Source organism: Pseudomonas sp. PI1 (genome assembly GCF_000812405.1).
Classification (GTDB): domain Bacteria; phylum Pseudomonadota; class Gammaproteobacteria; order Pseudomonadales; family Pseudomonadaceae; genus Pseudomonas; species Pseudomonas citronellolis.
Window position 1 is genome coordinate 85,368 of record NZ_JWMC01000014.1, and the last position, 25,878, is coordinate 111,245.

Annotated in this window: 22 protein-coding genes and 1 pseudogene; 10 read left to right on the top strand and 13 right to left on the bottom strand. The window is 69.0% G+C overall.

Features of this window, described 5'->3' with window-relative positions; translation table 11 throughout:
* Positions 1 to 55: 55 nt before the first annotated feature.
* From can to RN02_RS06480, 8 genes are all read right to left on the bottom strand, one after another.
* On the bottom strand, positions 56 to 700 hold the full coding sequence (can, locus tag RN02_RS06445) for a carbonate dehydratase (protein WP_009617419.1): 645 nt from the start codon (positions 698 to 700) through the stop codon (positions 56 to 58).
* A 66-nt stretch (positions 701 to 766) separates the two neighbouring features.
* Complete coding sequence (locus RN02_RS06450; RefSeq protein ID WP_043313687.1) at positions 767 to 2,011, bottom strand: C69 family dipeptidase; 1,245 nt, start codon at positions 2,009 to 2,011, stop codon at positions 767 to 769.
* Between the two features lie 163 nt (positions 2,012 to 2,174).
* Positions 2,175 to 2,627 (bottom strand): ribosomal protein S18-alanine N-acetyltransferase, encoded by a 453-nt coding sequence (gene rimI / locus RN02_RS06455; RefSeq protein WP_009617416.1) that lies wholly within the window; start codon positions 2,625 to 2,627, stop codon positions 2,175 to 2,177.
* On the bottom strand, positions 2,624 to 3,433 hold the full coding sequence (locus RN02_RS06460; protein WP_043313690.1) for a hypothetical protein: 810 nt from the start codon (positions 3,431 to 3,433) through the stop codon (positions 2,624 to 2,626). The genes rimI and RN02_RS06460 overlap by 4 nt, the downstream gene beginning before the upstream one ends.
* A 106-nt stretch (positions 3,434 to 3,539) precedes the next feature.
* Entirely contained in the window at positions 3,540 to 4,559 is a 1,020-nt protein-coding gene (locus RN02_RS06465; RefSeq protein ID WP_052267658.1) for a DUF6160 family protein, read from the bottom strand.
* A gap of 43 nt (positions 4,560 to 4,602) precedes the next feature.
* Positions 4,603 to 5,148 carry a DUF6160 family protein gene (locus RN02_RS06470; protein WP_009617412.1) on the bottom strand — a complete coding sequence of 182 codons (546 nt, stop codon included), beginning with the start codon at positions 5,146 to 5,148 and terminating at the stop codon, positions 4,603 to 4,605.
* 14 nt (positions 5,149 to 5,162) lie between these two features.
* Positions 5,163 to 6,227, bottom strand: coding sequence for a hypothetical protein (locus tag RN02_RS06475; RefSeq protein WP_052267659.1), 1,065 nt, complete (start codon positions 6,225 to 6,227; stop codon positions 5,163 to 5,165).
* 160 nt (positions 6,228 to 6,387) lie between these two features.
* Positions 6,388 to 6,993, bottom strand: coding sequence for a hypothetical protein (locus tag RN02_RS06480; protein WP_009617406.1), 606 nt, complete (start codon positions 6,991 to 6,993; stop codon positions 6,388 to 6,390).
* A 191-nt stretch (positions 6,994 to 7,184) separates the two neighbouring features.
* Between RN02_RS06480 and mksB the strand changes: the two genes are divergently transcribed.
* The 5 genes from mksB to RN02_RS06505 all read left to right on the top strand — a co-directional run bounded on the left by mksB (position 7,185) and on the right by RN02_RS06505 (position 14,694).
* Entirely contained in the window at positions 7,185 to 8,462 is a 1,278-nt protein-coding gene (gene mksB, locus RN02_RS06485) for an Mks condensin complex protein MksB (protein ID WP_009617402.1), read from the top strand.
* Positions 8,452 to 9,171, top strand: coding sequence for an Mks condensin complex protein MksE (gene mksE / locus RN02_RS06490; protein ID WP_009617400.1), 720 nt, complete (start codon positions 8,452 to 8,454; stop codon positions 9,169 to 9,171). Before mksB ends, mksE begins: the two co-directional genes overlap by 11 nt.
* Positions 9,168 to 12,005 carry an Mks condensin complex protein MksF gene (mksF, locus tag RN02_RS06495; RefSeq protein ID WP_043313691.1) on the top strand — a complete coding sequence of 946 codons (2,838 nt, stop codon included), beginning with the start codon at positions 9,168 to 9,170 and terminating at the stop codon, positions 12,003 to 12,005. The genes mksE and mksF overlap by 4 nt, the downstream gene beginning before the upstream one ends.
* 122 nt (positions 12,006 to 12,127) lie before the next feature.
* Complete coding sequence (locus RN02_RS06500) at positions 12,128 to 13,135, top strand: iron ABC transporter substrate-binding protein (protein ID WP_043313692.1); 1,008 nt, start codon at positions 12,128 to 12,130, stop codon at positions 13,133 to 13,135.
* On the top strand, positions 13,135 to 14,694 hold the full coding sequence (locus RN02_RS06505) for an ABC transporter permease (protein ID WP_043313694.1): 1,560 nt from the start codon (positions 13,135 to 13,137) through the stop codon (positions 14,692 to 14,694). Before RN02_RS06500 ends, RN02_RS06505 begins: the two co-directional genes overlap by 1 nt.
* 398 nt (positions 14,695 to 15,092) lie before the next feature.
* Here RN02_RS06505 and RN02_RS06510 read toward each other — a convergent pair whose 3' ends face one another.
* The 4 genes from RN02_RS06510 to hrpB form a co-directional block, all read right to left on the bottom strand.
* Complete coding sequence (locus RN02_RS06510) at positions 15,093 to 17,396, bottom strand: PqiB family protein (protein ID WP_043313697.1); 2,304 nt, start codon at positions 17,394 to 17,396, stop codon at positions 15,093 to 15,095.
* Positions 17,389 to 18,009 carry a paraquat-inducible protein A gene (locus RN02_RS06515; protein WP_009617390.1) on the bottom strand — a complete coding sequence of 207 codons (621 nt, stop codon included), beginning with the start codon at positions 18,007 to 18,009 and terminating at the stop codon, positions 17,389 to 17,391. Before RN02_RS06515 ends, RN02_RS06510 begins: the two co-directional genes overlap by 8 nt.
* The gene (locus RN02_RS06520; protein ID WP_009617388.1) at positions 17,996 to 18,652 is read right to left on the bottom strand and encodes a paraquat-inducible protein A; all 657 of its coding nucleotides are present in this window, start codon (positions 18,650 to 18,652) and stop codon (positions 17,996 to 17,998) included. The genes RN02_RS06515 and RN02_RS06520 overlap by 14 nt, the downstream gene beginning before the upstream one ends.
* 118 nt (positions 18,653 to 18,770) lie before the next feature.
* Positions 18,771 to 21,290, bottom strand: coding sequence for an ATP-dependent helicase HrpB (hrpB, locus tag RN02_RS06525; protein WP_043313700.1), 2,520 nt, complete (start codon positions 21,288 to 21,290; stop codon positions 18,771 to 18,773).
* A gap of 167 nt (positions 21,291 to 21,457) precedes the next feature.
* Here hrpB and RN02_RS06530 point away from each other — a divergent pair, with 167 nt between their 5' ends.
* From RN02_RS06530 to RN02_RS06540, 3 genes are read left to right on the top strand one after another with little or no spacing between them, the layout of a single operon-like run.
* Entirely contained in the window at positions 21,458 to 21,874 is a 417-nt protein-coding gene (locus tag RN02_RS06530; RefSeq protein WP_043313702.1) for a hypothetical protein, read from the top strand.
* Between the two features lies 1 nt (position 21,875).
* Complete coding sequence (locus RN02_RS06535) at positions 21,876 to 22,391, top strand: DinB family protein (protein ID WP_043313705.1); 516 nt, start codon at positions 21,876 to 21,878, stop codon at positions 22,389 to 22,391.
* 2 nt (positions 22,392 to 22,393) lie between these two features.
* Positions 22,394 to 23,284, top strand: a complete 891-nt coding sequence (locus RN02_RS06540) for a cation diffusion facilitator family transporter (protein ID WP_407733121.1) — start codon at positions 22,394 to 22,396, stop codon at positions 23,282 to 23,284.
* On the opposite strand, the pseudogene RN02_RS34555 reads toward RN02_RS06540, so the two are convergent.
* Positions 23,277 to 23,795 (bottom strand): annotated as a pseudogene (locus RN02_RS34555) (DUF6515 family protein); the annotation flags it as partial. The gene RN02_RS06540 and the pseudogene RN02_RS34555 sit on opposite strands and share 8 nt — an antisense overlap.
* A gap of 171 nt (positions 23,796 to 23,966) precedes the next feature.
* On the opposite strand from RN02_RS34555, the gene RN02_RS34560 reads away from it, so the two are divergent.
* The gene (locus RN02_RS34560) at positions 23,967 to 24,389 is read left to right on the top strand and encodes a hypothetical protein (RefSeq protein ID WP_324288145.1); all 423 of its coding nucleotides are present in this window, start codon (positions 23,967 to 23,969) and stop codon (positions 24,387 to 24,389) included.
* Between the two features lie 485 nt (positions 24,390 to 24,874).
* On the top strand, positions 24,875 to 25,354 hold the full coding sequence (locus RN02_RS06555; protein WP_009617381.1) for an Lrp/AsnC family transcriptional regulator: 480 nt from the start codon (positions 24,875 to 24,877) through the stop codon (positions 25,352 to 25,354).
* The last annotated feature ends 524 nt before the right edge of the window (positions 25,355 to 25,878 follow it).

Genomic DNA, 25,878 nt, shown 5'->3' on the forward strand with positions numbered 1-25,878 from the left:
TTCGGTCTGCCCGGCGCGCCCGGCGAGGCGGGCCGGACGACCGGCACGGGGCGGCTCAGGCCTCGCCCATGGGGCGCAGACGGTACTGCGGCGGCAGCTGGTCGAGGCCGCTGACGGTGACGTTGAGGTTCTTCCAGCGGCCGTCCTTGATGCCGTAGATGCAGCCGTGCACCGACAGCGACTGGCCGCGATGCCAGGCGTTCTGCACGATGGTGGTGTGGCTGACGTTGGCCACCTGCTGGATGACGTTCAGCTCGCACAGGCGGTCGACGCGCTCTTCCTCGCTGGCGAACTGGGACAGGTGGTCGCGGTACTCGTAGGCGAGGTCGCGAATGGTCCGCAGCCAGCCGTCGATCAGGCCGAACTGCTGGTCCTGCAGCGAGGCGCGCACGCCACCGCAGCCGTAGTGGCCGGTGACCAGGATGTGTTTCACCTTGAGCACGTCCACCGCGTACTGGATCACCGACAGGCAGTTGAGGTCGGTGTGCAGCACGACGTTGGCGACGTTGCGGTGGACGAACAGGTCGCCGGGCAGCATGCCGACGATCTCGTTGGCCGGCACCCGCGCATCGGAGCAGCCGATCCACAGGTATTCCGGTGCCTGCTGGCGGGCCAGCTTGGCGAAGAAGTCAGGGTCCTCGCGATTGATTGCTTCGGCCCAGCGGGCGTTGTTCTCGAACAGTTGTTCCAGGTCGCTCATGGTGGCTCCTCCTCTGCGGCTGGCGCACCTTACGTAACGCCGACGGCCTTTGACAAGCACTATGGCTCAAGGCGTGGCGTGCTGCCGCCACCAGCGCGGCAGGCGCGGCTCCAGTTGCCCGGCGAGTTGCTGCCAGGCCGCATGCCAGGCCTCGGCTTCGGCGGCCAGGTGCGCCCAGTCGGGGTTGCGGCGGTCCAGCGCGGCGAGTTGCTCGGCCTCAAGCCAGGCGTGCCCGGCGCGCAGGGCGGCGGCGAATTCGGCATCCACCAGGGCGCGGCGGTGCACCGCTTCGAAACGGCACCAGAGGGATTGCTCCAGCGGCTCGTCGGCCTTGCTGAGCAGGCTAGCGCCGGCGGCCGCCTCGAAGCCCAGCGGCTGGAACAGCGACAGGCACGGCGCCGAGGTGCCGGTGGCGGCCAGGCGCGGGCCGTCCGGGCCCAGGCGGGCGATGAGGCTGGCGGTGGTCTGCGAGGGACGCCAGAAGCTGCCGGCGTGCATGCACACCTGGCGGTTGTCGTGGCGGGTGAAGTTGTGGTCGCGCCGGCCGTGGTTGCGCAGGGCGACCACCAGGGCCTCCCAGCCGGGCTGGCGCGGGCAACTGGCGAGGAACTCCTGGTTCATCCGCCGGCGCTGGTGCGCCCCGGCCACCCAGGGCAGCAGACGGCCGTCGAAGGCGCGGGCGAAGTGGAAGTCGCCGCGGCCGTTCCAGCAGCCCAGGCGCCGGGCGTGGGCCGGCAGGTCGTGGCTGCACAGGTCGTATTCGTGGCCGATGCTCAGGGCGTTGGAGATGGCGCAGCGCTCCACCCGCCGCGCCGCCCACAGGCGGCCGGCGGTTTCCAGCACCCAGGCCTCGCCGGCATCGGCGATGATGAAGCTGTTGTCGTAGCGCAGGCGCTTGTTGCGAAAGCCCGCCGGCCCGCTCTGGCCATGGCGTTCCAGCAGGCCGGTGATCACTTCCAGGGCTTCGCGCGCGCTGGCGCCGCGCTCCAGGCCCAGGCGCACCAGGTCCATGCCCAGCAGCGCCTCGCCGGTCTGGTCCACCAGGCGAGTGAAGACCGCTTCGTTGCCGATGGCCACGCCGTGCTCGTTCACGCCCATTTCCGCGCCCCACAGCCAAGCGGGCTGGCTGAGGATGACGGCATGGCGGTCGGCGACCTGGGGAATCTCCAGGTAGGTGGCGCGCATCTGCCTGGCCGTATCGCCGCGCACCGCGGGCAGGCGCAGCAGGCGCTGGGGTTCGGAGGGTTCGCGGTCGCTGTTCTTGGCGAACCAGGTGCAGCCGTCGGCGCGCAGGACGAGGGTGTCACACATGGACGCCCTCCTGCCGCGCGCCGGCGGCATGTGAGGCGGGAAGCGGATGACGACGGGCAGGCGCCGCCGCTGCAGCGGTTGGCTTCATGTCGCGACCTTGTTCTTGTTATTGATCGCCCAGCCTACGCCTGTGCGCGGCGGCCGGATATGGCCTGGATGACGGTCAGTCGAGCAGCGTGCAGGCCATCACCAGGGCGTCCTCGCGCCCGCCCACCGCCGGGTAGTAGCCGCGCCGGCGGCCGATCTCGTTGAAGCCGAAGCGCTCGTACAGGCGGTAGGCGCTCTGGTTGGTCTCGCGCACCTCCAGGAAGCACTCCCGCGCGCCCAGTTCGCCGGCCCGCGCCATCAGGTGTTCGAGCAGGCGCAGGCCGAGGCCGCGGCCCTGGCTCTCCGGCTTCACCGTGATGTTCAGCAGGTGCGCCTCGTCGAGGATGATCTGGATGACGCCATGGCCGACCTGCTGGGTGCCTTCGAACATCAGCCAGCAGTCGTAGCTCTTCAGGCCGTCGGTGAAGATGCCGCGGGTCCAGGGGTGGCTGAAGGCGGCGTATTCGATCTTGAGCACGGCGTCGAGATCCGCCTCGGTCATCGGGCGGAAGGAAATGGCGTCGGTCATTCTGCGTCCTGGTCCAGCCAGCGTTGGCGCACCCGGCGCATGGCGCGCCACAGCTCGCCCTTGAGGGCGGGTTCGTCGCTCAGCCGCTCCAGGCCGGGGATGGCCCAGGCCACACCCAGTTCCTCGATCTGCAGCTCGCGCAGCATCGCCTCGTCGTCCGCCTCGCCGGCGAAGCGCACGGCGGGCCGGCCGACCAGCCACAGGCAGCGGCACGGGCCGCTGTCTTCCAGGCGCGCGGCGACGAAGCCCTGGACGAACTCGCGGGCCGCCTGCGGGCCCTGGTCCATGTTGCCGCCGGAAAGCAGCGGCCAGCGCACCGGCTCGCCGAGCAGTTGCGGGCTGTCCGGCAGGCCGGCGGCGCGCAGCAGGTCCTTGAGCAGCAGGTAGGCCGGGTCGCGGCTGGCCAGGGGCTCGCCGGTGGGCAGTTCGACCAGCAGCGCACAGGCGCCGGCGCGCAGCAATTGCAGGCTGAAACGCGGCGGCGGCTCGACCGGCGCGCGCGGCGCAGGCGCCTCGGCTTCGGCAGGCGCCTCGGCGGCCACCGGCGGGCGGGCCTGGGCGGCGGGGCGCGGCACCACCACCGGGATCGAGGGCCGGGCCTCGGGCGTCGGCGTCGGTTTCTCCGGCGCGGCGGCCGGCGTGCCGGCGGTTTCGGGCGCGGCGCTGGGCGCCGGGGCCTGGACGGGCTCCGGTACTTCCAGCAGCTGCGGGCGCGAAGGCGCGGCGAAGGGCAGCACCACGCGGGGCAGCCAGGAGGCGACCTGCATGGCGCCGAGATAGGCGCGGCGGCGGGCTTCTTCGATCAAGAGTCCTGTACCTGTGGGCATCCTGCGGGCGCAGGGCTAAACGCAACGGAGCGGAATTGTCGCGTGAAACGCGCCCGACGGAAAGGCCGGCCGGCGGATGGGCCGCTCAGCAGCCCTTGTTCATGCCGACGCAGGTGTCCTGGCGAGGGATGCCGTTGAAGGCCTGGTTGAAGTCGATGTTGATCGGCGAAACCAGGTTGCCGTTGGCGTCGCGGTACTTGGGCATGTTCATGAAGGCGCCCTTGAGCGCGGTGATCATCTGCCCGGTGTCCATGTCGCGCCACTGCACGTCCTGGCTCTGCAGGGAGATGAAGAAGCCCTTGGCGGCGCCGGCCAGGCCGGCCTGGCTCAGGTCGCCCACCGGCAGCGACTGGAACTGGCTGAGCTTGAAGCAGGTGGTGATGCCGAGGATGGCGCAGTTGTTGGAGGTGAACAGCCCGGTGACGATGTCCGTCCACAGCGGTACGCAGCCATTGGTGCAGTCCAGTTGCGAGCCGTTGGTCATGCCGGCGTAGGTGCCGCGCACCGGGTCGCTGGCGCCGCCGGAGGTGACCAGGCCGGCATCCGCCTCCACCGTGCTGCTGCGGTAGATGCCCGCCAGGCCGAGCAGCAGCTGTTGCCCTACCGTGGCCTTGTTGTAGATGGCGTCGGCAGTGCCTTTGATGTGCACCGGAATGTTCCCGGTCAGCGACTGGATGTCGCCGGACAGCACGCCCTTGGCCTGGTTGAAGCCGATGCGCACGCCGACCATCTTGTTGCCGTCGTAGGCGAACTCGACGTACGGATCGACGATGGTGAAGGGGTTGATCTGCCCGGTCTGGTTGTTGACCGTGCCCAGGGCGAAGTTGTTGATGGAGATGTCCGCGCTGTTGGCGGCTTCGCCGGCGCGGTCGTAGAGGCCGAGCTGCAGCTTGTTCATGTTCAGCTGCGTTTCCACCGTGGCGCCGATGTTCAGGCGGGTGTAGTTGATGCCCGCGGCGGCGTCGGTGGCCAGGTTGATGAAGGCCTGGCCGGTGACGTCGGACAGCTGGCTGTCGCTCAGTGCCCGCAGCTCGGCGTTCGCGCCGCCGGCCAGGCACAGCAGCAGGCTGGCCAGCAGCAGGCGCCGTATGGAAAGGAACGTCATGGGTTTTCCCCCTGGAGCTTGGTCCCGGCCATGGGCGCTCCCCTCATCGGGCCGGGACCTGGAACAGGTTGAGGTTGCCCTGCACGTGCAGCACGCCGTCGACGCGGGCGCTGAGCAGGTCGGTCTGCACCAGGCCGGCGTCGGTGCTGCGGGCCTTGTTGGCGCCGGCCAGGGTCAGGCTGATGTTGTCGAAGTTGACGTCCTTCAGGCCGACCCGCAGGACCTGGCGGTTGAAGGCCGCGCCGTCGCCGCCGAAGCCGCTGTTGATGGAGAGGATGTCCACGGTGACCTCGTCGAAGCTGAAGGTCCCGCTGATGTTGTCCAGCACCAGGAAGTTGTTGCCGCTGCCCGCCGGCTGGATCGCCACCCGCGCGCCGCAGCCGCCCGGGCAGCGGGTGATGCTGGGGGTCTTCTGGATGTTGACCGTGACGCCCAGGCTCAGGCCGTCCTGACCAACCACCTGGCCGAGGTCGTCGTCCGGCAGGGTGCGCAGTTCCGCCTGGGCGAGCGGGCCAGCCAGCATCGCCAGCAGGGCGACGGCGGCGGCCCGGAGCCGGCGGCGGGGCGGAAGCAGCGGTGGAAAGCTCATCGTGCCGTGCTCCGTCAGAGGTTGTGGGAAGTGACTTTGAGGTAGTTGAAGCTCAACCCGGACAGCTCGCTGCGCCCCAGGTTGACGCCGCCGGTCGGCACCGCGCCGTAGGAGGCCCGGGTGCCGCCGATGTTCAGGTTGTCGATCACCAGGCTGGTGCGCGGCGCGTTGGCGTAGAAGTCCGCGGCGTTGGCCGCGGTCAGCATGGGCAGCTCGAAGGTGAAGTTGCCGTCGGCGGTCACCGACAGCAGCAGCGGCTGGGACTTGCCGTAGCCCAGGGCGACGCTGGCGTAGGCGTTGGTCAGGTAGACGCTGCGCGCGGCCTTCTCCGCCGCGCTGGCGCAGTTGGCGTTGCCCGCGGCGCAGGAAAGGATGTCGAGGGTCTTGGCGTAGAGGTTCAGGCGCAGTTCGCCGACCAGTTGGCTGCGCGCGCTGGAGCCCCACAGGCGCAGGTAGCTGCCGTCCATCGCCAGGTCCTGGAAGTCCAGGGCCAGCACGTCGGTGCGGGTGCCGCCGCTGACCGGCACGGTGAAGTCGAAGCGCGCGCCCAGGTCGACCTTCTCGCTGGCGCGGCTCGAACAGCCGCTGCCGGCGCCGGCGTAGCCGCTGATGCAGGGCTGCCCGGCGTTGTTGGCTATCAGCGGCGGGAAGGCCAGTTCGAGCACGTCGGCGTCGCTGGGCAGGGTGTTGACCACGCGGCCGTCGGCGAGCTGGGTGGTGAGCACCGAGCCCTTGGCCAGGTTGAGCTTGAAGGGATAGGTCAGGCGGCCGATGGTCACCGGCTGCAGGTTGCTGCCGTGGTTGCTGCCGGTGGCGCCCAGGTAGAGGTTGCGCACCGCGATGGAGACATCCTTGCCGTTGGGGTCCTTCAGCCCGGTGATGTTGGTGGTGGCCTTGCTGCCGTCGATCATGGCGTTGTCCACCACGAAACCGATGCCGGCGCCCTGCACGTCGGACAGCTGCTCGTCGTCCAGGGCGACCATGTCGGCGCGCGCCGCCAGGGCCATCCAGGCAAGGCAGGCGCCGGCCGCCAGCGCAATGCGGGCGGGGCGCGAAAGGCTGATACGGCTGCTGGCCATGGCCACCTCTTGTTCTTTTCTCGTTCGCCGACCAAGGGGCAAAAGCCCTGTCTGCCACTATAGGGAGTCGCCGGCCATCGTGGCCCGACCCATAGTCGAGAATCGCCTGCTGGCAGGTGGCCGCCGTGTTACCCAAGGTCACACCGGCGTAACAGCCGCGTCAGCCGTGGCGGAACAGCCCGATCAGGTGCTCGGCGATGGCGCCTTTTATGGCCTCCAGGTTCAGCCGCGACTGCGCCTGCAGCTTCGCGCTGTTCAGCCGGTGCAGGTGCAGCGAGGGCATGCGCGCCTCGTACTCGCGCAGGTCGCCCTTGACCAGCACCGGCAGGAAGGGCTCGTCGCGCATGCGGTAGCGGCGGATCAGCAGCTTCAGGCCGTCCTGGAACGGCAGTTCGGCGGAACCCACCAGGCGGTGCTCGCCGGGGATCTTCAGGTACAGGCCGCTGTGGCCCATGGTCTCGCCGGGCAGGATGTGGATGCCGGTGGGCTCCACGGCGTCGGCAGGGATGTCGTGGAAGGTGTCGAACCAGGCCTGCTCGTTGGGCAGGATGGTGATGCCGCCCTCCTGGCTCTCGGGGATCACGAAGCTGTAGTTGCTGTAGAGCTTCTCCACGTAGGAGGAATAGATGCACAGGCGGTTCTCGAAGCGCCTGAGGAAGTCGATGGCCTCGCTGCGGTCGGTGATGGCGTCCAGGTCCCAGTCCAGGTCGTCCTGGCGCTCCAGTTCGGCCCAGCGGGCCTTGGCGAGTGCGGCGTCGTAAGTCATGGCGGCAATTGGCTAGTGGCTGTTAGCCAACTGGCAGAAAACATGCCAGGAATTTCAGGGGGTTAACGCCGTTTTTCAGAGCCGTGGCGACATCCCTCACGGCGTAAACTGCCGCGTTTCGTCACCCCTTCCGCCGCGGGCGGACCTTTGCAGTACAATCGCCCCCTTTACCCGTCAACAGCGGCTACCCGATGATCGACCCCCGACGCGTACTGCGCGCCCTCGCCGAACACTGGGCCCTGCTCGAACCGCTCTGCGAGCGCTTCGACAGCGGCACCCTGGCCCTGGCGGAGCTGCGCCTGCAACTCACGGCGCAGCTGCCCGAAGGCAGCCCGGCGGACGTCACCGCCCTGCTCGACCAGTGGATCCGCCTGGACATCCTGGTGCCGGTGGCCAAGAGCCCCAACCGCTTCGAGCTCAACGCCCAGATCCACGACTTCCTCGCCTACCTGCGCCACGAGCATCGCCTGGGCCTGTGCCTGGAGATCGAGGCCTACCTGCGCCACCTGGAGCGCCTGGCCGGCTACATCCGCGATGCCTTCGAGGTGCGCGACGGCAACGACCTGGCGCGCCAGCTGCGCCTGCTCGACATGCGCGTGCGCGACGTGCTGAAGAAGCTGGCCAACGACGAACAGGCGCTGATCGCCGTGGCCGAGCGGGCCAAGACCAGCGACCGGCAGATTCCCCTGCGCCAGCGCTACGCCGAGGTCCTGGCGACCTGGGACGAGTACGTCGAGCCGATGATCCAGCTGGTCTCCGCCGACGGCGCCTTCGAACAGGGCGTGCGCCGCGTCGAGCAGGTGCTGCTGCGCCTGCTGGGCGAACAGCAGCGCCTCGGCCAACTGGTGGACGACGACCAGCTGCTGCGCACCCACGCGCGCATCCTGGAGATGCAGACCACCGCCCAGCTCACCCTGCGCCGCGCCCGCGAACTGCTGCTGCCGCTGCGCGAGGAGGCCCGCCGGCACAACGCGATCACCCGCGGCGCCGCCCTGGCCCTGTCGGTGATCCGCCGCAAGGGCATCGACGCCGTGCCCCAGGCCTCCCTGCCGCTGTTCACCCGGCCGCAGAGCACCTTCCTCGGCAGCGCCTCGCAGGTGGAAAGCTACGTCTTCGCCCTGGCCCGCTTCGAGCCCAAGCCCGCGCACTTCCCCAAGGCGACCGGCAAGCGCGGCGGCGACGGCCCGCGCAACGCGCCACGCACCGCGCGGGAGATGCTCGAGCGCTGCCAGGCCGCCCTGCCGCTGCCGGACCTGATGGTCTGGTTGCTGGAGCAGGAGCCCGAGGGCGCCACCGACGAGCTGCTCTACTGGTTCTCGCGCCTGTCGCGCGACGGCCGCTTCCAGCGCGAGCGCCTGGAGCGCCGCGACTACGATACCGCCCAGCACAGCGTCAGCCTGTGCTCCTTCGCCCTGCTCGCCGCCCCGAGCGGCAAGGCCGACAAAGCGAGCGAACCCCATGCAAATTGATCTTTCCGAACTGACCCAGCTCGGGCCCATCTTCCGCGAGCTGTTCAAGGGCTTCCACATCAGCCGCCGCGACCCCGAGCTGTACAGCCAGTTGTCCAACCAGCAGGACCAGTACCGCGCGCTGTTCCGCTCGCTGGGCTTCGAGCTGGTCTGCGACACCCGCGGCTTCTACTACTTCGTGCCCGAGCAGATCGGCGCCCAGGTCAACAAGACCGCCCAGCGCCTGGCGCTGTTCACCTTCATCCTGGTGGAGCACCTGGCCGATCAGGGCCGCGACCCGCTGGCCGTGCTCGACGGCGGCAGCATCGGCCGCGACGAGCTGCCGCCGCTGCTGGAGAAGTACCGCGACCTGTTCCTGCAGGCCGAGGTGACCACCCAGGAGGAACTGGAAGAGAAGGTCATGCGGCGGATGACCCAGCTCGGCTTCGCCGCCGAGGACAACGGCGTGTACCGCTTCCTGCCGCCTGTGCACCGCTTCCTCGACGTCTGCCTGTCGGTGCAGCAGGACCGCGACCTGGCCGCCAGCCTGCACGCCAAGGACCTGGCCTACGTCGCCCCGGCCCTGGCCGAGGAGGACGAAGAGCCCATCGTCAGCCTGGAAGAGCCCGCCGAGCCGGCCGCGCCGCTGGTTGAAGAAGCGGAAAGCGAGGAAGACGCCCTCGCCCGCGCCATCGCCGAAGAACAAGCCGACATGGAGGCCCAGGCATGACCCAGGAACGCTACGGCATTCGCCGCTTCGCCCTGCTCAACACCGCCGGCTACAGCCTCGGCGTGTTCCCCCTGGAGCAGCCGCTGTCGGTGTACGGCGCCAACAACCTCGGCAAGTCCGCCTCGATCAACGCACTGCAGTTCCCGATCCTGGCGCGCATGTCGGACATGAGCTTCGGCAAGTACAGCCTGGAAGCCTCGCGCAAGTTCTACTTCGCCACCGACACCAGCTACATCCTCATCGAGCTGGAACTGCCCCACGGTCGCCACGTCATCGGCTGCGGCGGGCGCGGCCCGGGCGGCGGCTTCGGCCACCAGTTCTTCGCCTACCAGGGCGAGCTGGACCTTGAGCACTACCAGAAAAACGGCACCTGCCTGCGCCTGCGCGAGCTGTATGCCAGCCTGGAGCGCGCCGGCCTGAAGGCCTACGAACTCAAGCCCGACGAACTGCGCCGGCTGCTGGTCGGCGGCCACACCTCGGTGCCGCTGGACCTGACGCTGATCCCGCTGCGCTCCACCAGCGAACAGAGCCTGAAGACCTTCCGCTCGCTGTTCATCAACCTGCTGCACATGCGCGAGATCACCGCGGCCAAGCTCAAGCAGCTGTTCCTCGACGCCTTCGAGCACAGCCTGCGCTCGGGCAGCGTCGACTACATCGCCGCCTGCGAGGAAGCCTTCCGCGACGTGCGCCGCATGGAGGGCGACTACCAGGCCCTGGTCGCCGCCGGCCCGCTGGTCGAGGCGCTGGCCAACGGCGTGCAGCAGCGCGAATTCCTGCGCGGCAAGATGCACCGCCTCTCGCCGCTGCTCGACAACCTGCTGGGCACCTGGGAAGACTACGCCGGGGCGCGCAAGGAAGAGCTGGTGATCCAGGCCGAGCACTACCGCAGCGAGCAGGACGGCCTGCAGAACGAACAGCGCGGCGGCACCGCCGAGCTGATGCGCCTGGAGCGCGAGATCAGCGAGATCCAGCGCTGGATGGGCGAGCTGGCGGTGCTGAAGAACCGCTTCGCCCTGGTCGACGACGCCAAGGTCCTGGAGCAGCAGCTGCTCGCCGCCAAGGACGCCCACGACGAACTGGCCGGCGCCCTGGCCCACTCGCGGCAGTTCTCCAGCGAGGACCTCGACGAGCGCGTGCGCGATCTGGAGAAGCGCGTGAAGAGCGTGCGCCAGCAGCTCGAACACGCCGACAACAACAGCTATGCGCGCCTGCGCGAGGAGTTCTCGCAGCAGGACGTGGAGCGCCTGATGCGCCTGTTCAACGGCGCGCTGTTCAGCCTGCCGCTGGGCGACAAGGGCGTGAGCCTGGACGAGAAAGGCCAGTGGGTCGGCAGCGTCGAGAAGATCCTCGACGCCTTCAAGGGCGAGCGCTTCGAAGTGCCGGGCCTTGCCATCGACCTCTCGCACATCGAGCCGCCGGCGCTGCAGGCCCTGGCCGACCGCGCCGCCCTGCGCGACCAGAAGGAGCGCCTGGAGAAGGAGCTCAAGCAGCTCAGGACGCAGCAGGCCGTGGCCGCCGACCGCAATGCCAGCAAGGCCCAGGCCGACAAGCTGTACCAGGACGTGCTCGACGCGCAGAAGGCCCTGGAAGACTTCCGCCGCAGCGAGACGCTGAGCGCCGAGGAACCGGCCAAGCTGGAAAAACTCGCGCAGCTGGAAGCCACCCAGGACGAGCTCAAGCGCTCGGCCGACGCCTTCACCGAGCGCGTCCAACAGCTCTCCGCCAAGCTGCAACTGGTGGGCCGCCAGTTGGCCGACCTGGAAGCCAAGCAGCGCACCCTCGACGACGCTCTGCGCCGCCGCCAACTGCTGCCCGCCGACCTGCCGTTCGGCACGCCGTTCATGGAGCCGGTGGACGACTCCCTGGACAACCTGCTGCCGCTGCTCAACGACTACCAGGACACCTGGCAGCAACTGCAGCGCATCGACGGCCAGATCGAGGCGCTGTACGCCCAGGTGCGCCTGAAGGGCGTGGCCAAGTTCGACAGCGAGGACGACCCCGAGCGCCGCCTGCAACTGCTGATCAACGCCTACGCGCACCGCACCGACGAGGCCCTCACTCTAGCGAAGGCCAGGCGCGCGGCCGTGACCGACATCGCCCGGACGCTGCGCAACATCCGCAGCGACTACGACAACCTCGAGCACCAGTTGGCGCTGTTCAACCGCGAGATCAACAAGCGCCAGGTGTCGAACCTGCAGAGCTTCCGCATCGTGCTGGCGCCGAACAAGGAAGCGCTCAAGCACATCGACCAGATCATCCACAGCGCCGGCCAGTACGAGGAAGGCGAGAACCTCTCGGTGTTCGACCTGACGCAGAGCGCCGAGCAGGATGCGAAGAACGAGGAAGCCAAGGACTACCTGTCGCGCCTGGTGGCGGCGAACAACAACCAGCTGGGCCTGAAGGACCTGTTCGAGCTGGCGTTCGAGATCACCAAGGTCGGCGGCCAGCCGATCGTCCACACCGACATCGACGGCGCCGCCTCCAACGGCACCACCATGACCATCAAGGCGCTGACCAACATGTACCTGTTGCTGCACCTGATGGACCGCGAGCAGGCCGGGCGCATCCGCCTGCCCTACTACCTCGACGAGGCCGCCGACATCGACGAACGCAACCAGGCCGCGCTGCTGGAAACCAGCCTGCAGCTGGGCTTCGTGCCGATCCTGGCGAGCGTCAAGCCGCAGGTCTCGGCGCAGGTGGCCATCGACCTGGAAGGCGGCAGCGGGCCCAACGGCATCTACATCGACGAGGCCGACTGGAAGTTCATCCGCCGCCGCGAACTGGCCGTCGACCACCCCGCCGCCACGGCCGAGGAGGCCGCGGAGCCGGCCTGAGCGCCCCCGCCGCCGGCGCGCAGCCGGCGGCGGCATTCATGAGCAGGCTATGGAGTTTGGCCGGAAAGGCCAGGTTACATATAATGGCTTGCATTCTCATTGGCGACACCACGGGAGTTTCCATGTCTGTTCGTCTGCTCGCCGGCGTCAAGGGCGCTGTCCTGGCCTGCCTGCTCGGCGGCCTGTCTCTGCACGCCGCTGCCGATCCGGTCACCCTCACCCTGTACAACGGCCAGCACGCCGCCACCGGCATCGCCATCGCCAAGGCCTTCACCGACAAGACCGGCATCCAGGTCAAGATCCGCAAGGGCGGCGACGGCCAGTTGGCCAGCCAGATCACCGAGGAAGGCGCGCGCTCGCCGGCCGACGTCATCTACACCGAGGAATCGCCGCCGCTGATGCGCCTGTCCGGCGCCGGCCTGCTGGCCCCGCTGGACGCCGGTACCCTGGCCCTGGTCGAGGCGCAGAACGCCGGCGGCAAGGGCGACTGGGTGGGCATCACCGCCCGCGCCCGGGTGCTGGCCTACAACCCGAAGAAGATCGACGAGAAGGACCTGCCCAAGAGCCTGATGGACCTGTCCGACCCGCAGTGGTCCGGGCGCTTCGGCTTCGTCCCCACCAGCGGTGCCTTCCTCGAACAGGTTTCCGCGGTGATCAAGCTCAAGGGCCGCGATGCCGCCGAGGACTGGCTCACCGGGCTGAAGGCCTTCGGCGGCATCTACACCAACAACGTCACCGCCATGAAAGCCGTGGAGAACGGCGAGGTCGACATGGCGCTGATCAACAACTACTACTGGTACACCCTGAAGAAGGAGAAGGGCGAGCTGAACTCGCGCCTGTACTTCTTCGGCAACCAGGACCCGGGCGCGCTGGTCACCGTCTCCGGCGCCGCCGTGCTCAAGTCCAGCCAGCATCCGCAGGAGGCCCAGCAGTTCGTCGCCTTCATGCTCAGCGAAGAGGGCCAGAAGGCCATCCTCAGCCAGTCCGCCGAATACCCGCTGCGCAAAGGCATGCAGGCCGACCCGCAGCTCAAGCCGTTCGCCGAGCTGAACCCACCGCAGCTCAGCCCCGCCGACATGGGTGAGGCCAAGGACGCGCTGGACCTCGAACGCGACGTCGGCCTGAACTGATGTCCATCGCCGCGCCCGTGGTCCAGGCCCGCGGCGGCCACGGGCGCAAGGCGCCGCTGTGGCTGCTGCCGCCGGTGCTCCTGCTCGCCCTGCTGGCGGCGCTGCCGCTGTTCTACGTCGCGGCCAAGGCCTGGGACTCGGGCTGGCACCTGGCCTGGGAACTGCTCTGGCGGCCCTACGTGTTCCGCCTGTTCGGCAACACCCTCAAGCTGCTGGTGCTGGTCACCGTGCTCAGCGCCCTGCTCGGCCTGGCCTGCGCCTGGCTGGTGGAGCGCAGCGACCTGCCCGGGCGGCGCTACTGGAACGTGCTGCTGTGCCTGCCGTTCGCCATCCCCTCCTTCGTCAGCAGCTTCACCTGGGTGTCGCTGAGCCCGGCCTACGAGGGCCTGGGCGGCGCGGTGCTGGTCATGGCCATGTCCAAGTACCCGCTGGTGTACCTGCCGCTGGCCGCCACCCTGCGCAACCTCGACCCGTCGCTGGAGGAAAGCGCGCGCATGCTCGGCGTGTCGCGCCGCCAGGTGTTCTGGCGGGTGACCCTGCCGCTGCTGCGCCCGACCCTGGCCGCCACCAGCCTGCTGGTGGCGCTGCACATGCTGGTGGAGTTCGGCGCGCTGTCGATCCTGCGCTTCCAGACCTTCACCACGGCGATCTACCAGGAGTTCGAACTGGAGTTCAGTAACGCCACCGCGGCCATGCTCTCCTCGGTGCTGCTGGCGCTGTGCTTCCTGCTGCTGTGGCTGGAACTGCGCATGCGCGGCCGCGGCCGCCTGGTGCGCACCGGCCAGGGCAGCGCGCGGCAGGCCGAGCGGGTGCGCCTGCACGCCTGGAAATGGCCGCTGCAACTGCTGCTGGTGGCGCTGGTGGTGATCGGCACCGGCATCCCCATGGCCATGCTCGGCTACTGGCTGCTCACCGGCGCCTCGGCGGCCTTCCCGCTGCTGGAGATCGGCCAGGCACTGCTGTCGTCGCTGTCGCTGTCCTTCGGCGGCGCCCTGCTCGGCTGCCTGCTGGCGCTGCCGGTGAGCATCCTGGTGGTGCGCTACCCCGGCCCGCTGGCGCGCTGGGCGCAACGCCTGCCCTACCTGCTGCAGGCCCTGCCGGGGCTGGTGATCGCCCTGTCGCTGGTGTACTTCGCCCTGCACTACGTGCCGGACCTGTACCAGACCAGCGCGCTGCTGCTGATCGCCTACGCCCTGCTGTTCCTGCCCCTGGCCCAGGCGCCGATCCGCGTGGCCCTGGAAAAGGCCTCGCCGCAACTGGAAGAAGCCGCCCGCACGCTGGGCCAGACACCGCTGCGCGCCTTCCTGCGCATCACCCTGCCGATCATCTCGCCGGCCATGGGGGCGGGGTTCGTGCTGGTGTTCCTGGATAGCATGAAGGAACTGACCGCCACCCTGGTGCTCGGGCCCACGGGGCTGACGACCTTGGCTACGGCGGTGTGGGTGCATACGTCGACGCTGGAATATGCGGCGGCGGCGCCCTATGCGGCGTTGCTGATTCTGATTTCCGGGGTGCCGGTGTACCTGCTGACGACGCGGGCAGCGCGGAGTGGGCGCTGAGGCGGGAGCGCTTTCGTAGGAGCGAGCTTGCTCGCGAACAACAGGCGGCTTGGTGTTTGGCTCAAAGAGCACCCTCTCCCCAGCCCTCTCCCTGAAGGGAGAGGGGGCTTGTCCGTGCCGAGAGAAGTGATGGTTTCAGCCGGTAGCTTTCGGTGTTGCCGGCTGACTCAGGAGCACCAGCGTCTGCCCAATGGTCCCCTCTCCCTTCAGGGAGAGGGTTAGGGAGAGGGGGCGGAGTGTCCCACCGCGTCTATGTCACAAGGAGCCTGGTTCGCGAGCAAGCTCGCTCCTACGAAAATCAAAAGCCCCGCACGCCCCAAGCAAAAACGCCCCGCCGGTCTCCCGGCGGGGCGCTTGGCCTCGGATAAGCGGCGTATAACCGCGAACGGTTATACGTCCTACTCGCCCACCGCCTTCCCCAACGGAATCTTCGGCGCCCACTGCAGCCACTCGTCCTGGTACTCGTCGAACAACGCAAAAGTCTGCCCCGGCCGCGCCGCAGCGCCCATCTGCGCATTGTCCGGCGTAGCGAAGGCCACGCCCCCGGCGAGGATGGTCTCGAAGGACTCGGTACGCACCTTCACCCCCTTGAACAGCCCGGCATCCACACCCACCCCGCTGGTGTTCCAGAAGCGGCTGCCGGTGCGCACCAGGGGCGCGTAGCGCGGCTCGATGAGGATGTGGATCAGCACCCGGTCGCCCTGCTCGCCCAGTTCGAAGGAGGTCACCTTGCCCACCTGCACCTCGCGATAGGTCACCGGCACGCCGGGCTTCAGCGAGCCGCGGCGGGCGGCGCTCAAGGTCAGGCGCAGGCCGTCGGCGTCGAGCAGGCGGTTGGGCTGCTGCGCCAGCAGGTTGAAGCTGTTCTGCGCCGGGCCCGGCTTGGCCGCCGGCAGCACTTCGATGTACGGGCCGCTGACCAGGGTGCCGAGGTTCTCCGCGCCGCCCAGGCCCAACTGCGCCGAGACCACCCAGAAGCGGCTGCCCTGGCGGGCGATGCTGTCCTGGGCCTTGATCAGGCGCGCCTTGAGCACCACGCCGCCGAGGTCGCGGCTGAGGTCCACCTGTTCCACGCGGCCCACGTCCAGGCCGCGGTAGCGGATCACCGTGCCCTCGCGCAGGCCGTCGGCCGAGTCGGCGCGCAGCTCGATCAGTTGGCCCTTGGCGTGGGCGCTGTCCTCGCTGTCGTAGAGGGCGAAGCGGCGCACCTTGGTGATGGGCGCGGCCTTGGGGTCGGGGGTGTCGAAGGCGATGCCGCCGCTGATCAGCGTCTGCAGCGATTCGCTCTTGAACTTGATGCCGTTGAGGTCGCCGCTCAATGTCACGCCGCTGACGTTCCAGAAGCGCGTCGAGGTGTTCACCAGGGCCGCGTATTCGGGCTCGATGTGCACGCCCACCACCACCCGCTGGCGATCGCGGGACAGCTGGTAGCTCTGCACGGTGCCGACCTTCATCTGCCGGTAGAGGATGGGCGTGCCCACTTCCAGCGAGCCCAGGCGGTCGCTGGTCAGCACCAGGTGCAGGCCGGGCGCGTCCAGGTTCAGCGGCGGCGCCTTCGGGCGCACGGTGAACTCGCGGGTGGGCTCGCCCTCCTTGGAGAAGCGCACGGCGATGTAGTTGCCCTTCACCAGCGCCTCCAGCCCGGTGATGCCGGCCAGCGAGATGCTCGGCTTGACCAGCCAGAACTCGCTCTTGCCGTTGAGGAAGTCCTCGGTGCGCGGGTCCATGGACAGGGTGGCGGTGGCGCCGTTGAAGTCCTTGTTCATGTCGATGGCCTTCACCGTGCCCACCTGCACGCCGTTGTACATCACCGGGGTGCTGCCGGCGGAAAGGCCGCTGACGTCGTCCACCTTCAGGCGCACCGCCAGGCCCGCCTGGGCGGCGTCGTAGTCCTCGTAGAGGCGGAACGGCTTGGTCGGGTCGGTGGGCGGGCTGTCCGGGTAGCTGTCCGGGGTGGCGAAGGCGATGCCGCCGGCGGCGATGCTGGCCAGCGACTCGGTGCGCAGCTTCAGGCCGCTGAGGCTGCCGGACAGGGTGATGCCGCTGGCGTTCCAGAAGCGCGTGTGCTTGCGCACCAGGTTGGCGTAGGCCGGCTCGATGTGGATCTTCACCTCGATGGTCTTCTGGTCGTCGGCCAACTGGTAGCTCTTCACCTGGCCGACCTGGATCTGCCGGTAGTAGATGGGGCTGCCCTGCTCCAGCGAACCCAGGCGCTCGGCCTTGAGCATCAGGTGCAGGCCGGGCAGGCTGTCGGACAGCGGCGGCGGCTCCTTGAGCGCGACGAAGTCGTGGTTGAGCTCGCCCTTCACCGGGTCGACGGCGATGTAGTTGCCCGACACCAGGGTCTCCAGCCCGGTCACCCCGGCCAGGGACACGCGCGGCTTGACCAGCCAGAAGCGCGTGCGCTTGCTCAGGTACTCGATGCTTTCCTTGCGCATCTCGACCACCGCGGTGACGCCCAGGGTAGGCTTGTTCACGTGCAGGTCGACGACCTTGCCCACGGCGATGCCCTTGAAGATCACCTCGGTCTTGTTCGGCTGGATGCCGTCGCCGCTCTCGAACTGGATGTTGATGGTCACCCCGGCCTGGTCGTAGGCGCGCCAGGCCAGCCAGGCGCCGATGGCCAGGGCGATCAGCGGCAGGATCCAGATCGCCGACCAGTTGGTGGTCTTGCGCAGTTTCGGGGTGGGGAGTTCACTCATCGTCGTTTTCCGCGTCCGTGTTATCCCAGATCAGCCTGGGATCGAAAGTCACTGCCGCCAGCATGGTCAGCACCACCACAGTGGCGAAGGCGGCTGCACCGAGGTTCGCCTCGATGCTGGCCAGATTGCCGAAGTTCACCAGGGTCACGAGGATGGCGATGACGAAGATATCGAGCATCGACCAGCGACCTATCCACTCGATGAAGCGGTACATCAGGATGCGTTGCCGCGCCGACATCGGCTGGTGGCGCTGCACCGAATAAAGCAGCAGGGCGATGCCGACCAGCTTGAAGGTCGGCACCAGGATGCTGGCGACGAACACCACCGCGGCCACCGGGATCATGTCCGCGTGGATCAGCTCCACCACCCCTTCCATGATGGTCGCCGGGGTGCCGCTGCCGAGGAAGTTGACGGTCATGATCGGCAGCAGGTTCGCCGGGATGTAGAGGATGGCCGCGGTGATCAGCAGCGCCCAGGTGCGGGTGAGGCTGTTCGGCCGCCGCGCGTGCAGCACCGAGCCACAGCGCGAACAGTGCTGCGGCTCTTCGTCGGTGGCGCGGTTGAGCTGGTGGCATTCGCCGCAGGTCAGGATGCCGGCGTCAATGGCCCTCATCGTCGAACTCCCCGGCCAGCGATTCCCACACCTGGTGGCGCGACATGGTCACCTCCAGCCATATCTGGCTGAGCAGCAGGCCGATGAAGCAGGCCAGGCCCACGCCGATGTGCAGTTCGGCCATGTCGATCAGCTTGACGATGGCCACCAGGATGCCCATCAGGTAGACCTCCAGCATGCCCCACTCGCGCAGGTGCTGGTACCAGCGCAGCAGTTGCATGGCCTGCGCGCGCGCCACGTCGAAGCGCAGGCTGCAGAGGACGAACAGCTGGCACAGCAGCTTGGCCAGGGGGATCACCATGCTGCACAGGAACACCAGCACGGCCACTCCGTGCATGCCCGAGGCGTACAGGCCAAGCACCCCGCCCCAGACGGTGTCGATACCGACCTGGCCGAGGATGTCGATCTTCATGATCGGCAGGAAGTTGGCCGGGATGTAGAGGAAAAGCGCGGTGAGCACCAGCGCCATGGCGCGGCGCACCATGTGCGGCCGGTGGATTTCCAGCTCGTAGCCGCAGCGCGGGCAGACCGAGCGGCTGCCCGTGGGGACCGGCTCGCGGCGCATCAGCAGGTCGCATTCATGGCAGGCGATCAGCTGCTCCAGCGGCAGGTCTTGCAGCGCACGGCTGTCGGTTTCGGACATGGGGGGACTCAGGATGGTTTGTGCCTATTGTAGACGAGGCGGCCTGCGCGGCGCTGCGCCCGTAGCGCCTCGAAATCGGCCGGAAAACCGCCCGCGGGGCTTGCCGTAGACGGCATTTTCAAGTCTTGCGCGGCTTGGCCCGTGCGGTGGGTTCGGCGATCAGCGGATCGTCCGGCCAGTAGTGCTTGGGGTAGCGGCCCTTGAGGTCCTTCTTCACCTCGGCGTAGGTGCTGCGCCAGAAGTTGGCCAGGTCCTGGGTCACCTGCACCGGGCGCTGCGCCGGTGACAGCAGGTGCAGTTTCACCGCCAGGCGGCCGCCGGCGATGCGCGGGGTGTCGGCCAGGCCGAACAGTTCCTGCAGGCGCACCGACAATACCGGCGGGAATTCGCTGTAGTCCAAGCGGATGTTCGAGCCGGACGGCACCTGCAGGGTGCGCGGCGCCAGCTCGTCCAGGCGCTGCGGCAGCGGCCAGGGCAGCAGGCCGTGGAGGATGCCGGGCAGCTCCAGGTTGGCGAAGTGGGCCAGGCGCGAGACCTTGCCCAGGTACGGCAGCAGCCAGTCCTCCAGGGAGGCCAGCAGGGCCGCATCGCTAACGTCCGGCCACTCGCTTTCGCCCTTGCCTTCCAGGTCGAGACGGCGCAGCAGGTTCACCCGCGCCTGCCACTGGCGCAGTTCCGGGGTCCAGGGCAGCAGTTCCAGGCCCTTGCGCCGCACCAGGCCGAGCAGCGCGCGGCTGCGGGCTTCGGCGTCGAGGCCGGGCAGCGCCTCGCGGCTGAGCACCAGTTCGCCGACCTTGCGCTGGCGTTCGGCGCGCAGCACGCCTTCGCGCTCGTCCCAGTCCAGTTCGTCGTGCACCCTCACCTGCTCGGCCAGCACCGAGTCGAACAGCGTCGCGTCCAGGGCGGCGGCCAGGTAGATGCGTTCTTCGCGCTGGCCCTGGCGGCTGCCGAGGTCGGCGACCACCAGCCAGGGTTCCTTCATCAAGGCATCAGGCTCGCCGAACTGCGCGGCGCGGCCGTTGGCCAGGCGGTATTCGCCGCCACCCTCGCGGCGCTGGCGGGCCACGCGGTCGGGATAGGCGAAGGCCAGCAGCGCGCCCAGCCAGCGTGGATGGTCGGGGTCGGCCACCGCTTCGCTCGGCTTGCCGCGCAGGTAGCCGCGGAACTGCCGGGCCAGTTGCTTGGCCCGTTGTACTGCGCCGCGACTGGCGCGGTTGCCGGCCGACTCTCCGGCAAGCAGCGCCATGCGTTCGTGCAGGTCGGCACCGGCGCCGCGCAGGATGTCGCGCTCGCCCAGCAAGGCGGCAACGTCGCAGGCCAGGCTGCCCAGGCCCAGCGCCTGGCCGCGCAGCAGCAGGTGGGCGATGCGCGGGTGCGCCGGCAGTTCGGCCATGGCCTGGCCATGGGCGTTGAGGGCGCCGCTGTCGTTCAGTGCACCGAGACGCGCGAGCAGCTCGCGGGCCTGGGCGTAGGCCGCCATCGGTGGCACGTCGAGCCAGGCCAGTTCCTCCGGCGCCACGCCCCAGCGGCCCAGTTGCAGGGCCAGGCCGGCGAGGTCGGCCTGGAGGATTTCCGCCGTTCCGTAGGCCGGCAGTTGCTCGTGCTGCGCCTCGGACCACAGGCGGTAGCACACGCCCGGCTCCAGGCGCCCGGCGCGGCCGGCGCGCTGGGTGGCCGAGGCGCGGGAGATGCGCTGGGTCTCCAGGCGCGTCATGCCGCTGCCCGGGTCGAAGCGCGGCACCCGCGCCAGCCCGGCGTCGACCACCACGCGCACGCCGTCGATGGTCAGGCTGGTCTCGGCGATGTTGGTGGCCAGCACTACCTTGCGCTTGCCCGGCGCCGCCGGCTCGATGGCGGCGCGCTGGGCGGACAGCTCCAGTTCGCCGTGCAGCGGGCACAGCAGCACCTCGTCGCGGCCGGCCAGGGCCTCGCCCAGTTGCTCGGCGACGCGGCGGATCTCGGCCTGCCCAGGGAGAAACACCAGCAGGCTGCCGGGCTCGTCGGCCAGGGCCTGGAGCACCGTCTGCACCACCCGCGGCTCGACGAATTCGCCAGCCTGCCAGGGCCGCCCCCAGCGCAGCTCCACCGGGAACATGCACCCCTCGCTGCGCACCACCGGCGCCTCGCCGAGCAAGGCGGACAGCCGCTCGCCCTCCAGGGTGGCGGACATCACCAGCACCTTCAGCGGCGTGTCGCGCAGCAGCTCGCGGCCGTTCAAGGTCAGCGCTAGAGCCAGGTCGGCGTCCAGGCTGCGCTCGTGAAACTCGTCGAAGATCACCAGGCCCACGCCTTCCAGCGCCGGGTCGTCCTGCAGGCGGCGGGTGAGGATGCCCTCGGTGACCACCTCGATGCGCGTCTTCGGCCCCACCCTGCTGTCCAGGCGGATGCGGTAGCCGACCGTGTCGCCGACCTTCTCCCCCAGCTCCGCGGCCAGGCGCTCGGCCGCGGCGCGGGCGGCCAGGCGGCGCGGTTCGAGCATGAGGATGCCCTGCCCGGCCAGCCAGGGCTCGTCGAGCAGCGCCAGCGGCACCCGGGTGGTCTTGCCGGCGCCGGGCGGCGCCTCCAGCACGGCCTCGTCGCGCTCGCCCAGGGCCTGGCGCAGAGATGGCAGAATGGCATCGATGGGAAGGGCATTCATGGCTATATTTCATCCACCCTTAAGCACGCGGAAACAACGAACCGGCGATTATAACGGCGAACCACGACCGACCCGCCGCAGTCCTATGCAACAAGGGCGGCGGCCGACGATAGAGGCCCCTGCGCCGCATTGATATAGTTGCCCGAAGCCTATTCCGGAGGTTCTAGATGCGTCTTTCCACCCGAGTTTCCTGCGCGGTTCTCAGCGCAGCCCTGCTGAGCCAACTGGCCGCCTGCGGCACCCTGTTCTACCCCGACCGCCGCGGCCAGATCGACGGCCGCATCGACCCGGCCATCGCCGTGTTCGATGCCATCGGACTGTTGTTCTACATCATCCCGGGGCTGATCGCCTTCGGCGTAGACTTCGCCACCGGAGCCATCTACCTGCCGGACGAGAAATACTCCGTCGCCCCCGAGAAACTGCACGAGGCGGTCGGCGCCGACGGCCAGGTGGACCGGACTAAACTCAAGGCAATCATCGAACGCGAGACCGGCCGCGCCCTGCCGCTGGACGACCCACGCCTGATCCAGCGCGTCGGCAACCCGCAGCAGCTGGCCAGCCTGGGGCTCAAGCTGGAGGGCTGACATGCACGCGGCACTGGGGCGCCACCTGGAAAAACTCCTCGACTACCATCTGTGGGCCCACGAACGCATCCTCGAGGCCGTCGCGCCCCTGGACGAGGCCGCCTACCGTGAACCGCGCGGGCTGTTCTTCGGCAGCCTGCACGGCACCCTCAACCACCTCGCGGTGGTCGACCGCATCTGGTTCGATCGCGTCGTCGGCCGGCCCTGGCAGTTCACCCGCCTGGACAGCGAGGCCGCGCCGGACCGCACCGCCCTGGCCGACTTCCTCCGCGAGGGCGTGCAGGGCTGGAAGCAGTGGCTGGCCCGGCAGGACGAGCGCGACCTCGGCAAGCTGCTGGAATACCGCAACATGGCCGGCCAGGACCACCGCCAGAGCCTGGCCGACATCGTCCAGCACCTGGTCAACCACGGCACCCACCACCGCGGGCAGATGAGCGCCGCGCTCACCGCCCTCGGCCAGCCGGCGCCGCTGCTCGACTACATCTATTTCCTGCCGCAACGCCAGGACACCCGCTGAACTTGGACAACCGACGCGCCCGCCTGCTGCACCTGGCCACCAGCGCCTCGCTGGCGGTGGCCGTCACCCTGGTAGTGGCCAAGGCCCTGGCCTGGTGGCACAGCGGCTCGGTGAGCCTGCTGGCCGGCCTGACCGACTCCCTGCTCGACGGCGCTGCCTCGCTGCTCAACCTGCTGGCAGTGCGCTATTCGCTGCGCCCGGCGGACGACGACCACCGCTACGGCCACGGCAAGGCAGAGTCGCTGTCGGGCATGGGCCAGGCGCTGTTCATCTCGGTCAGCGCGGTGCTCATCGGCTCCCAGGCGCTGGACCGCCTGCAGCACCCCGAACCGCTGGGCGCCACCGGCTGGGGCATCCTGGTGATGCTGTTGTCGCTGGCGCTGACCGCCGCGCTGCTGGGCGTGCAGCGCTACGTCATCAAGCACACCGGTTCGCTGGCGGTGCAGGCCGACTCGCTGCACTACCGCTCCGACCTGCTGCTCAACGGCAGCATCCTGGTCGCCCTGCTGCTGGCGCACTACGGCTTCCCGCGGATGGACGCGTTCTTCGGCCTGGGTATCGCCGCCTACATCCTCTGGAGCGCCGTGCGCATCGCCCGCGAGTCGGTGGCGGTGCTGATGGACGAGGAACTGCCGGCGGACGTCAGCGAGCGCATGCTCGAACTGGTGCGCCAGGTGCCCGGAGTGGTCGGCGCCCACGACCTGCGTACACGGATTTCCGGCGATCGCTGGTTCGTCCAGCTGCACCTGGAACTGCCCGGCGACATGCGCCTGTCCCAGGCCCACACCCTGTGCGACCAGGCCGTGCTGGCGATCCGCGCCGAGTTCCCCCGGGCCGAGGTGCTGGTGCACGCCGACCCGCTGGAAGTGGTGGGCCGGGAAACCATCAGTTGATGCTGTAGCCGCGCCCCTGCAGGCAACTGCCCAGCGCGCCGCGGTAGGTATCCACGGCCTGCTGCGACGGCGCGTAGCCGGCCATGGCCGGGTCGAAGCCGCTCTGCCCGACCGCCCAGGTGTGGCACTCGTAACGGTCCTGGGCCTGCTGCTGCGGGCTCTGTCCGTACATCGGGTAGGCGATCACGTCGTAGGGATTGCCCGTCGGCAGCGGGGCCTGCGCCACCTGCGGCGGGGGCGGCACCACCTCGTAGGTCTGCGAGGAATTGTCGAACAGGTAGTAGGTGCCGGCGGCGAGGAAGTACAGCATGCTGCCGAACCACAGCTGCTCGGCGTAGGACGGCAGGTAGCGCACCCGCACGCCGTAGGGCGGCGCCACCACCACGTAGCGCGCGCCATGGGGGCGGTACCAGTAGCCGTCGTTGAAGAAATAGTCGCTGCCGCGCCAGGGCACGCGGTAGTAGCCCGAGGGCACGCGGTCCACCACATAGCCCGGCCGCCAGTTCGACGGATGCGGCCCCCAGTTGCCGCCCGGGCGTCCATGCCAAGCATTGCCGGGCGCGGGCGGCGGCCGGCCCTGCCAGGAGCCGCCCCCGGCGGAAGGCCGGCCGGGACCGTGGTCGTCATGACCGGCGGAAGGGCGGCCCTGCCATTGGCCGTTCCAGTTGTTCTGGGGTCGGCCTTGGCCCTGATTGGCCTGGGGTCGGCCTTGCCACTGGCCGCCCTGATTGCCTTGCGGACGGCCCTGCCACTGTCCACCCTGGTTGCCTTGCGGGTGGCCCTGCCACTGACCACCCTGGTTGCCCTGCGGACGGCCTTGCCACTGGCCGCCCTGGTTGCCTTGCGGTCGGCCCTGCCATTGTCCGCCCTGATTGCCTTGCGGACGGCCCTGCCACTGGCCGCCCTGATTACCCTGCGGACGGCCCTGCCACTGGCCACCGTCGTTGCCTTGCGGACGACCTTGCCACTGACCGCCCTGGTTGCCCTGCGGGCGACCTTGCCACTGGCCGCCCCCATTGCCGCCGCCATGCCCACCCTGTCCGCCATGGCCGCCCTGCCCGGGTCCCTGCCCTTCGGCGAAGGCCTGGCCGGCAATGGCCAGTGACAGCAACCCAACGGATGCCAGACGCCAGATGCCCGACTTCATGAATGCCTCACAGCGGCCTGCCGGCCGACCTCGCTCATTTGCATGACAGATAGACAACCGCGCAGACCGCGCATCCCCGGGGCCAGGGTAAAGTCAAGGTAAAGGTCGGCGGGCGAATCGCAGGCAAGAAAAAAGGGAGGTCGGTGACCTCCCCTCGGGGAATTCGTCCTGGCTCGTCGCTTCTGGCGCCGGCTCACCTCGCTCCACCTTCTGGGCGGTGCGTAGCCCGGTGGCCTGGGCGACCCGATCGGGTCGGCAGGCCGCGATGCGCCTGATTGGGCGGATCGCCGTGGACGTATGGGTCCGGGCCGTGATTTCTGGAGCCATGTTACGGGGAGCGAAGCGGCAGCGGATTGCGAAGATTGCGCATCGAACTACCCATTGCGCAATAAATCACCAAGAATGTATAAAAACATGCAATCCGATAAATTTTCGAGGCCACAATGAACAAACTGGACCGCTACGACCTGCGAATCCTCGCCGAATTGCAGCGCGACGCGCGCATCTCCAACCAGGAGCTGGCCGAACGCATCGGCCTGTCGCCCTCGCCCTGCTCGCGGCGCGTCAAGCAACTGGAAGACGACGGCTACATCCTGCGCCAGGTCGCCCTGCTGGACAGCAAGAAGCTCGGCCTGAGCCTCACCGCCTTCGTCCTGATCGGCATGGACAGGCACACCCCGGAACGCTTCGAGCACTTCCAGTCGATCATCGCCCAGTGCCCGGAGGTGCTGGAATGCAGCCTGGTCACCGGGATGGACGCGGACTACCAGTTGAAGGTGATGGTGCCGGACATGGAGCACTACCAGCACTTCCTGCTCGGCACCCTGACGCGCATCGAAGGCGTGACCAGCGTGCGGTCGAGCTTCGTGCTGCGCAACATCATGGCCAGCACCGAACTGCCGCTGGAGCACCTGCGCAGCTGACCCGGCGAATGTAGGAGCGCGCCCTGCGCGCGAATCGCGGGCAGGGCCCGCTTACAGGGGACCGGCGCGGCTGGGGCCGCGGATCTCATCCGCGATCCGCGCCGATACATCCGGCTATCGCGGACAAGGTCCGCTCCTACGCCCTCCGGCAAACACAAGACCCGTAGGATGGCGTTGAGCGAAGCGATACCCATCACCACGACCGCATGGGTTTCGCCAAGGCTCACCCCATCCGTTGAGGCGCGCCTTGGCGCAGCCGGCAAGACAGTTGCTCCTACCGTCCAGGCGGGCACGGCTCGCTCCTACGAAGGGCGTCCGCTGCGACAAATGCGCGCACCCCGCGTCCTGCCAGGGCCGCCCGGCGCTCGACTATTTCCCGCCAGGGCCGCTGCGGCGGGACTTCTTCGGCCGTCGCCGGCCCCGCGCGGGAAATTCTGCTCACTTTCTGAACAGCGCTGATCAACCCGCGACCAAGCCCTTATAATGCCGCCCGTCCTCGCGACCGCCGGACCTTCCGGCCCCCC